General features: G+C 37.7%; 12 protein-coding genes. 5 read left to right on the plus strand and 7 right to left on the minus strand.

Annotated features, from left to right (window positions below; translation table 11 throughout):
• Positions 1-92 precede the first annotated feature (92 nt).
• Both F0365_RS00780 and F0365_RS00785 read left to right on the plus strand, forming a co-directional pair.
• On the plus strand, positions 93-503 hold the full coding sequence (locus tag F0365_RS00780; protein ID WP_169931900.1) for a hypothetical protein: 411 nt from the start codon (positions 93-95) through the stop codon (positions 501-503).
• A gap of 240 nt (positions 504-743) precedes the next feature.
• Positions 744-1,115, plus strand: coding sequence for a hypothetical protein (locus tag F0365_RS00785; protein WP_169931901.1), 372 nt, complete (start codon positions 744-746; stop codon positions 1,113-1,115).
• Between the two features lie 146 nt (positions 1,116-1,261).
• Here the strand turns inward: F0365_RS00785 and hemL are convergent, their stop codons facing one another.
• The 5 genes from hemL to F0365_RS00810 form a co-directional block, all read right to left on the minus strand.
• A complete protein-coding gene (gene hemL, locus F0365_RS00790; protein ID WP_169931902.1) occupies positions 1,262-2,554 on the minus strand; it encodes a glutamate-1-semialdehyde 2,1-aminomutase in 1,293 nt (430 codons plus the stop codon).
• Positions 2,555-2,566: 12 nt separating this feature from the next.
• Complete coding sequence (locus F0365_RS00795) at positions 2,567-3,403, minus strand: glucosaminidase domain-containing protein (RefSeq protein ID WP_169931903.1); 837 nt, start codon at positions 3,401-3,403, stop codon at positions 2,567-2,569.
• Complete coding sequence (locus F0365_RS00800) at positions 3,387-4,355, minus strand: 1-aminocyclopropane-1-carboxylate deaminase/D-cysteine desulfhydrase (RefSeq protein ID WP_169931904.1); 969 nt, start codon at positions 4,353-4,355, stop codon at positions 3,387-3,389. Before F0365_RS00800 ends, F0365_RS00795 begins: the two co-directional genes overlap by 17 nt.
• Positions 4,348-4,707, minus strand: a complete 360-nt coding sequence (locus F0365_RS00805; protein WP_169931905.1) for a hypothetical protein — start codon at positions 4,705-4,707, stop codon at positions 4,348-4,350. Before F0365_RS00805 ends, F0365_RS00800 begins: the two co-directional genes overlap by 8 nt.
• Positions 4,708-5,103: 396 nt before the next feature.
• Positions 5,104-5,523 carry a hypothetical protein gene (locus F0365_RS00810; protein ID WP_169931906.1) on the minus strand — a complete coding sequence of 140 codons (420 nt, stop codon included), beginning with the start codon at positions 5,521-5,523 and terminating at the stop codon, positions 5,104-5,106.
• A gap of 223 nt (positions 5,524-5,746) precedes the next feature.
• On the opposite strand from F0365_RS00810, the gene F0365_RS00815 reads away from it, so the two are divergent.
• From F0365_RS00815 to F0365_RS00825, 3 genes are read left to right on the plus strand one after another with little or no spacing between them, the layout of a single operon-like run.
• Positions 5,747-5,908 carry a DUF5522 domain-containing protein gene (locus F0365_RS00815; RefSeq protein WP_169931907.1) on the plus strand — a complete coding sequence of 54 codons (162 nt, stop codon included), beginning with the start codon at positions 5,747-5,749 and terminating at the stop codon, positions 5,906-5,908.
• A gap of 6 nt (positions 5,909-5,914) precedes the next feature.
• A complete protein-coding gene (locus tag F0365_RS00820; RefSeq protein WP_169931908.1) occupies positions 5,915-7,918 on the plus strand; it encodes a urocanate hydratase in 2,004 nt (667 codons plus the stop codon).
• Positions 7,919-7,978: 60 nt separating this feature from the next.
• Positions 7,979-8,518: a DUF4136 domain-containing protein gene (locus F0365_RS00825; RefSeq protein WP_169931909.1), complete on the plus strand. Its 540-nt coding sequence runs from the start codon at positions 7,979-7,981 to the stop codon at positions 8,516-8,518.
• Positions 8,519-8,721: 203 nt separating this feature from the next.
• Here F0365_RS00825 and F0365_RS00830 read toward each other — a convergent pair whose 3' ends face one another.
• Both F0365_RS00830 and F0365_RS00835 read right to left on the minus strand, forming a co-directional pair.
• A complete protein-coding gene (locus tag F0365_RS00830; protein WP_169931910.1) occupies positions 8,722-11,124 on the minus strand; it encodes a hypothetical protein in 2,403 nt (800 codons plus the stop codon).
• On the minus strand, positions 11,099-12,133 hold the full coding sequence (locus F0365_RS00835) for a hypothetical protein (protein ID WP_169931911.1): 1,035 nt from the start codon (positions 12,131-12,133) through the stop codon (positions 11,099-11,101). Before F0365_RS00835 ends, F0365_RS00830 begins: the two co-directional genes overlap by 26 nt.
• Between the last annotated feature and the right edge of the window lie 54 nt (positions 12,134-12,187).

A 12,187-nucleotide genomic window follows, 5' to 3' on the forward strand; every position in this document is an offset into this window, starting at 1 on the left:
AAAAGTATTGCAAATCAAAAGTTTTTCTAGGCTCAAATTAAACCTTATTAAAAAAACTACGTCATATAATTATAACATTAAAAGGAATAAGAATGAAAAAGTTAATGATTTTAGTAGCAATACTAGCAGTAGGTTTTGCAAATGCTCAACCTGGAGAAAGGAATTTAACTCCAGAACAATTAGCATCGATTCAATCTAAAAAAATGACTCTTGTTTTAGATCTTGGTAACAAACAACAAGCGCAAGTAGAAAAATTATTATTGGTAAACGCTAAAGAACGCCAAGCTCATAAAATGAGTAGAGAAGATAGAGCCCAACTTACTGATGTACAAAAAGCGGCAAAAATGGAGACCATGCTGGATAAGAAAATCACGATAAAACGTAAAATGAAGAATATTTTAAATGCAGATCAATACAGCAAATGGGAAGAAATGAAGGCTAAAAGAGCAGAAAGAAAAAGGGGAAAAAACAAAAGAGGTGAAAGAAGAGATCGCAACAATTAATGGTTGAAATGGACTGCTTTTAGTAATTAACTTTCCCGTTATCAGAGCTGGTTTCATAATTGAAGTCAGCATTTTACTTAGAATCCCTTTTGACCTTTTAAGGGAAACCTATAATTGTAGCTTTTATGCAAAATGAAAATTTAGTGTATCCTGCATGATTTACAGTGAAAAGAAAAGTCCAAATGAGCACTACATATCCAATTAAATCGTTACTTTTAAAAATTAAGAACAAATATACTCATGAAGAAATTACTTTTTATAGTTGCGATCTTTGCAGGATCTTTATCTTTTGCTCAACAGGAAATAAGCAATTCACAACAAGAATTGAGTAAAAACACTAGTGCGAGAGTTCAAGCATTTAATGAAAAAATAGAAACGAAGGTAACTGCGATTGTTGAGATCACAAAACTGGAGAAAAAGAAACACTCCGAGCTTAAAGAAATAGTTGCTACTAAAGAAATGCTATTGATACGTCTCGATCGTGAAGGAAAAGAAGCCCAAGATTATCAAGGACGACGCAACGATATCATGAACAACTACCAAGATCTCCTGAGAAAATTATTAGGAGAATCAAAATTCAACTTACTTCAAAGCAAAGTTAGCCCTAAGTAAAAAAGTTATTCTTAAATAAAAAAACCGTTCTTTTATCAAGAACGGTTTTTTTATGTTTCACTTTCAACGGTCTTAAAGTGAGCAAATCCCCAGTTAGCTAGCTATGGTATTTTTACAGTGCTTATAAAGCATAGCACGAAGTAGTACTACCACTTTGCCACCACTTCTCTACTTGCCTCTATAGTTTTATCAAGGTCTGCATAACTCAATGCATCGTTTAAGAAATAGGATTCAAAAGCACTAGGTGGTAAATAAATACCTCGCTCTAGCAAGCCGTGGAAAAACTTCTTGAACCAGTCATTATTTCCTGTAGCTGCACTAGCAAAATCAACTACTTCTTGGTCTGTAAAATGTACCGACATCATCGATCCATAACGATTGATCTGGAAATCAATTCCTTTTTCAGAAAGTACGCTGTCTATTCCTTTGTGCAGGTATTCTGTTTTAGCAGCTAAGCTATCAAAAACTTCAGGATGATTTTTCAAATGAGACAACATCGCTAGACCAGCACTCATCGCCAGCGGATTCCCACTTAATGTTCCTGCTTGATACACGGGTCCTAAGGGAGCTAGGTGGTTCATTATTTCTTGACGAGCAGCAAACGCACCTACCGGCAGTCCTCCTCCGATCACCTTACCGTAGGTGACTATATCTGCTCTCACTCCAGTAGTTTCTTGTGCACCCCCTTGAGCCAGTCTAAAGCCAGTCATCACTTCATCAAAAACAAATAAAGCGCCGTTGTCATCACACAGTGATCTGATGCCTTCTAAGAAACCTTCTTTGGGCACTATGCAGCCCATGTTTCCTGCAATAGGTTCTATAATTACACAGGCAATCTCGCCTTTATTTTTCTTAAATATATCAGCTACCTGATCTAGGTTATTATACGGTGCAAGTAAGGTATCTTTTGCAGTACCTTGAGTCACACCAGGACTATTAGGACTACCGAAAGTCACTGCACCACTACCCGCTTGAATCAAGAAGGAATCACTATGACCATGATAACATCCAGCAAATTTTATGATCTTATCACGTCCAGTATAACCTCTAGCAAGTCTTACGGCACTCATACAAGCCTCCGTACCAGAATTCACCATTCTAATTTGATCCACATTAGGAGCCATAGAAATAGCGAGTTTTGCAATTTCTGTTTCAATGGCAGTAGGCATTCCGTAAGAGGTGCCTTTTTTCGTTGCATTGATTACGGCCTCTACGACAGGCTCAAAAGCATGACCTAAAATCATCGGGCCCCATGAGGCGATATAATCTATAATTTGATGACCATCTTCTGTTTGTAAATACGCACCTTTTGCACGTTCTACAAAAACAGGATCACCCCCTACAGCATTAAAGGCCCTTACTGGAGAGTTCACTCCGCCGGGGATATATTTTTTTGCTTCTTGAAAAAGCGCACTACTTCTTTGGTAAATAAATGACATAAAATGGATTTATTATTTAACGATAAGCACTTGGCCTATGTTTAACTCGTCTGATTTTAATCTATTGAGTTTTTTAAGTTGATCAATAGTGATGGCGTATTTTTTTGAAATCCTGTATAAGGTATCGCCTTTTACGACAACGTATTCCTTAGTAAAACTAGTCGTGTTATTTTCTTTTACTTCCTCTACGACTCTAGGTTTCTCATCAATAGACTTACCCAAAGCCATATTATCATAACGATACAACTCGTAACGTTCAATAAGACTGATCAATTTTTGCGGGTACTTCCTATCGGTTGCATAACCAGCTTCTCTCAAGCCATTTGCCCAACCTTTATAATCGTCTTGATCCAATTCAAAAAGTCCCGCATACCGCCTTCGGTCTTTTAAAAATAAGGAGTGATCTCTATAAGAATAACTCGCATCATTATACGTACGGAAGCATTCTTGATCTTCATCATCATCATGATAGATACGTCCACCGGTCCATCCTGTATGACATTTGATTCCAAAATGATTATTTGCTTCTAACGCCAGTCTTCCATTACCCGAACCGCTTTCTAGAATTCCTTGTGCAAGGGTTATACTTGCCGGAATTTTATAAAGTTTCATTTCTTGAATAGCAACATCCTTAAAATCTTCCACATAGTTGGCAATTTTATCCGTACTGCGGGTGGTTGTTGTAGTCGTAACCTTATCGTTTTCCTGAATAACTACGGGTGCATTAGGAGTCGTTGTGGTTCTTTTTGATTTTTGTTTGGTAGTTCTAACGTGTTTCTTAGAGCCGCAAGAAACTAAGAACATTCCAGCTAATAATAAGGAGCAAAGGAGTCTAAAATTGATTTTCATAACTAAGCTTAAGGCGTCGTTTTTTTTCTAACATTTTATTATATCCAGCAATTGATTGCAAACCGCCAGTATGGACAGCTAAAATACGGGTTTTACCTTTGATAACGCCACTTTCAACCATTTGTTCTATACCGTACATCATTTTTGCTGTATAAATGGGTTCTAATGGGATTCCATAAGGGTTTTCTATAGTTAGGCTTTCGCGAAAGCGAGTATTCATATAATCAATTAATCGATCATCAGACTTTGCATAACCGCCAAAAGTCATTTCATTCACCACCTCAAAATCCCTTCTAAGGGTGTATTGTTCAATCTCTTCTTTCATAAAGCCTCCTTTTAAAGCAGAGAAAACAATAACTTTTTGATGTGGTGAAGCAGTGTTAATAATTCCCGCAGCTGTACCACCAGTACCAGCAGCTACGCAAATAATATGGTAATAGGTGGTATCGTATTCTGTGAGAATTTCCTCCGTTCCTTTTACAGCAAGACTGTTCGTTCCACCTTCTGGAATATTGTAGTAAGAGCCAAAAATAGCCTCCATCTGTGTCTGAAATGCTTTCGTGTCTTTCTCTCGATATGCCTGCCTAGAAACAAAATGAAACTGCATGCCATTTTGATGGGCTTTTTTTAAAGTGCTGTTGTGAGCAAATGTCTTTTCCAGATCCTCAGCTAACTCTTCTCCCCGTATAACCCCTATAGTACGTAAATTAAGAAGTTGTCCTGCTGCCGCAGTTGCTGCAATATGGTTAGAAAAAGCACCGCCGAAGGTCAGAATAGTGCGCGCACCTTGCTTTTGAGCCTCAAGAAGATTGTATTTGAGTTTACGCAACTTATTCCCTGAAACCTCTTTGTGGAGTAAGTCTTCTCTCTTCATGTCCACCTCAATTTCTAAATCTGGAAAAGATTTGAACTTTTGATTCACAGAATCATTTGGTGTAAAAAGCCTATTCATACGCATACTTTTTACTGTAAAATTTCAAAAACGAAAATAACTTTCGGCTTTTTAAATAGTGGAGACTTGCCTCATTGGAATAAGCTTCTCTTTCAAAGACGATATTCCTGTATGCGAGAAAATGATTTTTAAACCTCAACAGCCGAATCAAATAATCGGTTCCATACCACGTATAGAAGAAAATGATGACTAATTCCTTTTGCTGTGCGGCATGAATATGTTCATGATTTATACAAACAAGGTCCTTGACATATTCTTTATCCTTTACCAACAAAAATGGCCATAGCCTTATGCCGTTGTATGTTTTAAGCTGTTTTGAGGGTATAGGAATCATAAGTGCAAAGTTATTCATTTACTGCTTGATTTTGGGTCGTGTGCATATCAGATGCGTGCGATTTTATCTGGCTTTTGTAATGCCAGCCTAACAACCTTCCATAACGCGCATTACAAATGCGCCATTAGCATACACGCATCAAAAGATAGGCGCGACCTGGTGTATACAGATGATTGTAGTTGTGACGTAAAAATTATTATTATTTGGTAGAACTCATAAGGCGCATTGCAAATGCGCTCTTATTACACACTATCAAATATATGTGCGAGATGCAGTAGGAATAGCAGCACCTGTAAAAAACTGTTTTAAAATAATATCTACGTCAAAAAAAATAGTGATCGAAGCTAAAACTCCAATCACTATGATGTATGCATAATGCTATAAAGGCATTACCAATTATAAAAATGGAATGGCCTAATTACCCTCACTTAACGTAAAGCTTCCATCCCCATTAAAATTTGAAAGGTTAATGGTCACGGTCCATGTTCCTGGGGTACCGGCAGATGTTACACCAGAAAAGGAATCTGGCTCGACAGCACCATTCAAAGACCTGTCTAAAACTGTTGTACCATCTGCATCTTTGACAATCATTTGAAATACACCAGTAGCAGAAGATGTAATATCTGCATTATAGTCTGCAGTAGAAAGGTCGTTTTGCCAGTTAAAAGTTTCAGAGGCAGCACCACCATTACCTGAAAAGTCACCGCCTATATCACCAGTAATACCTTCCGTTAACCTCACATTTGCGATTAAGTCATCATCATCAGAGCAGCTGTGTAAGAAGAATGCCGTGGAGATAAGTGTTAGAATAATAATAGGTTTTAAAAATTTCATAATATATATTTTCCACGTAAAATAGATCTTTTTATGCATTACTAAATATTTATATTTTTAATATAATGCATAAGTGTTATTTATGTGTAGCGAGCATATATTCTGGTTGCGTAACGACCATAGGGGCTATTGCCACCTGCAGGTGGAACACCATCATTTAAATACCGATAAAACAACTCTTTATCTGTTCTATTTTCTGTGGATACTATCGTATTTTTAAAACATGAAAAAGATTATTCCTGTAGAAGAAGGCGATTATTATATAACACCTCAAGGATACCGCTGCTTTACAGAGCAATACCACCTTAAAAGAGGTTATTGTTGTGAAAGCGGTTGCCGCCATTGCCCGTATGGTTATGATAAGAAAACAAACAGCCAAAATTAAAATTTCATGAATGACACTAATTCTTTAGCAGGCTTTCGCGAAAGCATACAAACAGGGATTCCTGAAACATTACCAGCAGCTTATAGATACGATCCTGATGTGAATCATGCTCCTAAACGCAAAAAAATTCTTACCGCTGATGAGGAAAAGCTGGCACTGCGTAATGCGCTCCGGTATTTTGATCCCAAACATCATGAGTTATTATTAGCAGAATTCAAAGAAGAACTAGATACTTACGGCCGTATTTACATGTATCGTTTTATGCCAGCCTATGAGATCAAAGCAAGAAATATAGCCGATTACCCAGCGCAATCACAACAAGCCGCTGGAATCATGTTGATGATACAAAATAACCTAGATCATGCCGTGGCACAGCACCCACATGAGTTGATCACCTATGGTGGTAATGGAGCTGTTTTTTCTAACTGGGCGCAATACCTTCTTACCATGAAGTACCTCAGTGAAATGACTGACGAGCAAACCTTGGTCATGTACTCTGGACATCCCATGGGATTATTTCCTTCTCATAAAATGGCTCCACGTTGCGTGGTAACTAATGGAATGATGATCCCTAACTACTCACAACCTAACGACTGGGAAAAGTTTAATGCGCTAGGTGTCACACAATACGGACAGATGACCGCTGGTTCTTTTATGTATATAGGACCACAAGGAATCGTTCATGGAACTACCATTACAGTTCTCAATGCTTTTAGAAAAATTAAAAAAGAACCCACGGGAAATATATTTGTGACTTCAGGATTAGGCGGCATGAGCGGCGCTCAGCCTAAAGCTGGAAATATCGCTGGCTGTATTACTATTTGTGCAGAGATGAATCCTAAAGCCGTTCATACCAGACATTCACAAGGTTGGGTGGACGTAGTGGTCTACAATACTGCAGATTTAATCTCTCGAGTAAGAGATGCTCAAGAAAAAAAGGAGCCCCTTTCCATTGCTTTTGAAGGAAACGTAGTTCATGTTTGGGAAGCCCTTTATGATGCGCAAATTCATATCGCTATAGGTAGCGACCAGACCAGTTTACACAACCCTTGGGCTGGCGGTTACTATCCAGTAGATCTTTCTTTTGAAGCATCTAACGATATGATGAGCAATCAACCCGACCTATTTAAGATTGAAGTACAAAAGTCGCTGCGAAGACATGTTGAAGCGATCAATAAACACACAGAAAAAGGCACCTATTTCTTTGACTATGGGAATGCATTCCTGCTAGAATCAAGCCGCGCCCAAGCTGATATTGTGGGGGTCGGTAAAGAATTCCGTTATTCTTCTTATGTTCAGGACATCATGGGACCCATGTGTTTTGATTATGGTTTTGGACCGTTTAGATGGGTTTGTGCCTCAAATGATCCAGAAGATCTTAAGAAAACAGATCTAATCGCGACTGCCGTATTGGAACAACTTTCTAAAGAAGCGCCAAAACGTACCCGGCAACAAATGCAGGATAACATTAAATGGATCAAAGGAGCGCAAGAAAACAAATTAGTAGTAGGTTCACAAGCACGTATTCTCTACGCAGATGCCACGGGGAGGATTGAAATTGCCCGAGCATTTAACAAAGCTATCGCTAACGGAAAAATAGGACCTATTGTTTTGGGACGTGACCATCACGATGTTTCTGGAACGGACTCGCCGTATCGAGAAACTTCTAATATTTATGACGGTTCTCGCTTTACTGCAGACATGGCGATACAGAACGTAATAGGAGATAGCTTTAGAGGTGCCACTTGGGTTTCTATCCACAATGGCGGCGGCGTAGGCTGGGGTGAAGTGATCAATGGCGGTTTTGGAATGGTAATTGATGGTAGTAAAGAGTCAGAAAATAAATTGGAGTCCATGCTGTTTTGGGATGTAAATAATGGTATCGCTCGAAGGAACTGGGCACGAAATGAAAATGCTGTTTTTACTATAAAAAAAGCGATGGAAACAAATCCTTCTTTAAAAGTCACTATTCCTAATTTGGTCAGTGATGATTTGATCAATAACTTATAATCTGTTTTTAAGCTAGTGGTTCTTGGTTCCGCTTTCGCGAAAGCATAAACATAAAAAGCAATGAAAAAACTATTTACACTTCTCGTAGTAATTGCCTTAATGGCAAGCTGCCAAACAGTACGAGTATCACAAGATTATGCGTTAGGTACTGAATTCAGTAACTATAAAACATATGCCTATTATAAAAAAGGCGTGGATGAGGCAAAAATTTCGGAACTAGATAAAAAACGAATCTTAAGAGCTATCGATACAGAAATGGCAGCAAAAGGATTTATAAAATCTGAAAACCCAGACGTATTAGTCAGCATTTTTACTGATTCGAAAGAACGTGTCGATGTATACAATAATAACTGGGGCTGGGGCTTTGGTTACGGCTGGGGCTGGGGCGGCGGTTTCTGGGGTAATAACATGAATAACAATGTCACCAGAACTACAGAAGGTATCCTTTACATAGATTTAATAGACGCTCAGAAAAAAGAATTGATCTGGCAAGGAGTAGGAACAGCACCGCTTAAATCCACTCCAGAAAAGAAAGTAGAACGCACTAATGAAATTGTAAAAGAAATCTTACAACAGTTTCCACCGATGCCTAAAAACTAGTATCGCATCACCTATAAAAAATCCCATTTTATTAAATTGAAATGGGATTTCTTTTGTCTTAATTTTTGGCGTCCTAATTATCGATCTTTTGGCTGAAAGGCAAAAGGGATAATTTCTTATCTCATCTTTAATTTTACTGAATTTACCAAAATGTCCCAGTACTTAAGTATGCCATCTTTTTATTTAGAAAATGGATATTTTAATTACTCTACATAATTCTCAAACCAAGAACATTCTTTCAGCACCTCTTTGTAATATGCTGTATCTGAATAGCCGTCTCTCAATTGGTTGAAATAAACTTTATGATCACCACAAATATCAAGCTCATAGGTATTCCTATCATAATCATAATTTCCGTCTTCACAACTATTGGTTTTGGCGAGCATAAAAAGCAGAGCCGCTTTGGTTTCTTTAGAGCCGCTCTCTGAGCGCAGTCCTTTTAAGAGATACTTTGTTGCTTGACCCAGAATAAAACTGTCATCTATGACTTCTTCTTCACCATCGTCATCACCATAACTTGGAGCATTTAAAGTATTGCGGTTATCATTGCTGATGTAATAGCTATTGTTCATAAACCAGCCTTTATGACTCATGTTGTACCAAGCATTACCGATCATGTAATAGTAGTCAGAAGCTTTATCAGGATTGCTTTGTGCAAGCTGTTTTAGCCGGATCAGTGTTTGCGCTAATTGAATCTTATTGTCCTTGTAAGATTCGCGTTTTTTACTAGAATCAATTTCTTTTGCGTTTTCTCCCAAAATAGTTGAATAGGTAACATGAAAGTCATTTGAAATAGTAGTAAAAGGCACATTCATATACTCTTTAATCGAGGCAGAAAATAATTCTGCACGCACGCCTTTTTCCCAAAACACTTCTGGTCTTTTTACTTGCTTGAATTCGATAATCGCTTCTTCTAGCTGATCTTGTCTCAGGTGATACGTACCTCGTAAATCGTGAACATAATCTTTAGGCCGCGTCTTCATTCGTTGGATAATGGTCTTTTCAAAAGATGTGGGATTAGACAGTCCAACAAATATGTCAAAATTATTGATGTACTCCTCTTTCAGGTAATAATATTTAGCGTCATACTCCCAACTACTCCCGTGTAAGTTCCCTACCCCAGTCCAATCGTATGGCTTATCACTTGAATAAGAATCATAATCTATAGAAGCCAATACACTTGTAATAGGATTTCCAGCATCTTTATACAACGCACTGATATGATTGAAAAAAGCTGCTACCGTAGGCTTATGAGTTCTCAAGTCTTCATCACTAGCGATGCGTTCATAACTTTGATTGATTTTTTTTCTATCCAAAGATTTGATGCTCATAAATTGTACCGCCGTTTTTAACCTTTTGAAATGCTTTTTATATGCAGTTCCAGGTCGTAAAGTAGACATATAGCTTAAGGCTAATCCATTTTCATTTTGATACAAATAAGTGGTAGCTAGTACCAGCGACCATAAATCTTTATTTTTAAGATTTTTTTCATTGAGGATGGATTTTGTGAAAAGATACAATTGCTTTGCATAGCCCTCAATAGGTTCACTTTCATCGTAATAACCCGACTCCAAATGTTCAAAAATACTAGATTGCATTTGGTCTAAATACCGAACAGCAAGCACTTCTAAATAAAGCGAATTCACATTATCACGAGCGATATTTTCCATTTCTCTTAGAACAGAGCCGCGACCGTGAAAGGCTTTGAAGAAACTCTTCACATCTGTGTTTTTATTGGAAGCCGTAAATTCTGAGTTGTTCTCTAATAGTTCCCAATTCAAAAACCTTAAGCTGATACCGCAAGTGCTGCGTCTATCTGGTAATTGATCATAAACTTCTAAGTAGGAGGTCGCTGCTAAAACCTGACGATTTTGATGATAAGCCGCACCAGCCATTTCTTCCATAGCACGATAGTAGATGTACTTATACTCGCTTGTTTTTTTAAGAATCGTGTAGAAATACCTGATCGCCGCTTCATTCTCTTGAAGGTAATGTGCCATTTTTACAGCTTGAAACCCTGCTCTATTGCGCATAAAATCGTCTGGAGCTATAGCTACAAGCTCTAATGCCTCAGAAAGTAATTCTCTTTTATCTACTGTTTTTTGTTGCTCTTGATACTCCGATCGCTCCCCCTGGTACCAACCTCTACCGCCAGATGTATCACTTGACGTATTTTGAGTTTGTTTTGCAAGGATTAAATATTCTTTAAAAAATTCAAATTTTTTAGTACTGAGTTTTTCTCCCAAATCATCATCATAAGTTTCAAAGCCCTTTTCTCCTAAAAACCATTCTAAAGGTCTTGTATAAATAATACCTCGCAGTTCTTCTTCGGTAAATTCACCATTAAAATAGGTAACCCATTCTTGTATATTGATAGACGCTAGGTTCCTATATATGGTATCGCAAAATGGAGTGTCCGGACAATTTAAAAAGGCGTGAAAATCTTTATTGACCAAAGAGAATTGGTCTATAATGGGGTAGTAACTATCCTCCCAAGCTGGATCCCAACCACAAAAAGCTCCCGTGGTATTATTAATAGTGTTACCAAAGCCCAATACTGGAAATAAAAACAACCATAATTTACTGAGCAAAAGACGATAGTTCATCAGAAGAGAATTTTAAAGTTAATGGTGAATTGATGTGATAGAATATAGTCTCATAATTAGCGTCTGATCCAGAGGCTTTTTTGATCATGGAAGAAAGTTCTTGCAGTTTTTCTTTGTTAACCGTTTCTACCCTTAAATCGTCACCTTTGTAAATAAATATGCCGTTGATATAAGAGTCTGATGTGGCTTTATAGGTGTTTTCTTTTCCCGCTTTCGCGAAAGCGGACTCCAACAAACTGGGAGTAAGATCTCTTATAAGCCCTTTAAGTTTTCCATCTCTGTAAAGAACGCCCCATTCAAAAAGCGGCAATGCGACATCGTAAGGCAACGGATAATCTTCCAGTTGCTCCAGATATTGAGCGGTGACCTCATTGCTTATGATAGAATTCATTTCTTCTTCATCCCCCAAATCGCCTACATTATAAGCCATTAGTACCACTCGATCTACAGGCGGTACACCAGTGCGTTCCTTAAATTTTACTTGATGAAGCCTCAAGGTAGCACTGATCACATAACCTGGCATTTCTTTTTTTAAGAATCTTAGGAATTCAAAAAAGTTGGTCTTTGTACGATTCGTCCAGTCACAATCAATCTGTATTTGTTTTACCGCAGCTTTACCCATCAAATTTTTATTTTGAATGCGTTTGATCTTCTCTGCCGTATTTTTAGCTAGTTTATTTAGGTTGTTTTTACTTCCGTCTTTATGAAGAAAAACCTCGTTGCGTATATAAACTACAGGAATAATTTCCTTAGCTATAATCTGTACCTCCTCATCAAACTGAATGGTTGCTATTGGAAATACACTATTGGCTTTTTGGTCTACTGTCAAATCAAAAAAGCGTACATATTCTTTATAAGTGCCCCCATCTTTGATCAACTGATCTGTTTTTTCGGTAGGATGATAGGTCGTACTCCAGTGGTAAAAGGAGTAGTTATTCTTTGTTTTCACCTCTTTTTTACAAGAAATAAAAACCACTGCAAAAAATAAAAGTATACCTATGGGGCGCATGAAATAAAGCTTCAAAATAGGGTATAAAGATACTATATTGACCGTATCATAACC

Source organism: Nonlabens sp. Ci31 (genome assembly GCF_012974865.1).
Taxonomy (GTDB): Bacteria; Bacteroidota; Bacteroidia; order Flavobacteriales; family Flavobacteriaceae; genus Nonlabens.

Excerpts from the sequence above, each read along its gene's own strand:
- F0365_RS00780 (WP_169931900.1), top strand. The coding sequence starts at position 93 with ATGAAAAAGTTAATGATTTTAGTAGCAATACTAGCAGTAGGTTTTGCA.
- F0365_RS00785 (WP_169931901.1), top strand. The coding sequence starts at position 744 with ATGAAGAAATTACTTTTTATAGTTGCGATCTTTGCAGGATCTTTATCT.
- hemL (WP_169931902.1), bottom strand. The coding sequence starts at position 2,554 with ATGTCATTTATTTACCAAAGAAGTAGTGCGCTTTTTCAAGAAGCAAAA.
- F0365_RS00795 (WP_169931903.1), bottom strand. The coding sequence starts at position 3,403 with ATGAAAATCAATTTTAGACTCCTTTGCTCCTTATTATTAGCTGGAATG.
- F0365_RS00800 (WP_169931904.1), bottom strand. The coding sequence starts at position 4,355 with ATGAATAGGCTTTTTACACCAAATGATTCTGTGAATCAAAAGTTCAAA.
- F0365_RS00805 (WP_169931905.1), bottom strand. The coding sequence starts at position 4,707 with ATGAATAACTTTGCACTTATGATTCCTATACCCTCAAAACAGCTTAAA.
- F0365_RS00810 (WP_169931906.1), bottom strand. The coding sequence starts at position 5,523 with ATGAAATTTTTAAAACCTATTATTATTCTAACACTTATCTCCACGGCA.
- F0365_RS00815 (WP_169931907.1), top strand. The coding sequence starts at position 5,747 with ATGAAAAAGATTATTCCTGTAGAAGAAGGCGATTATTATATAACACCT.
- F0365_RS00820 (WP_169931908.1), top strand. The coding sequence starts at position 5,915 with ATGAATGACACTAATTCTTTAGCAGGCTTTCGCGAAAGCATACAAACA.
- F0365_RS00825 (WP_169931909.1), top strand. The coding sequence starts at position 7,979 with ATGAAAAAACTATTTACACTTCTCGTAGTAATTGCCTTAATGGCAAGC.
- F0365_RS00830 (WP_169931910.1), bottom strand. The coding sequence starts at position 11,124 with ATGAACTATCGTCTTTTGCTCAGTAAATTATGGTTGTTTTTATTTCCA.
- F0365_RS00835 (WP_169931911.1), bottom strand. The coding sequence starts at position 12,133 with ATGCGCCCCATAGGTATACTTTTATTTTTTGCAGTGGTTTTTATTTCT.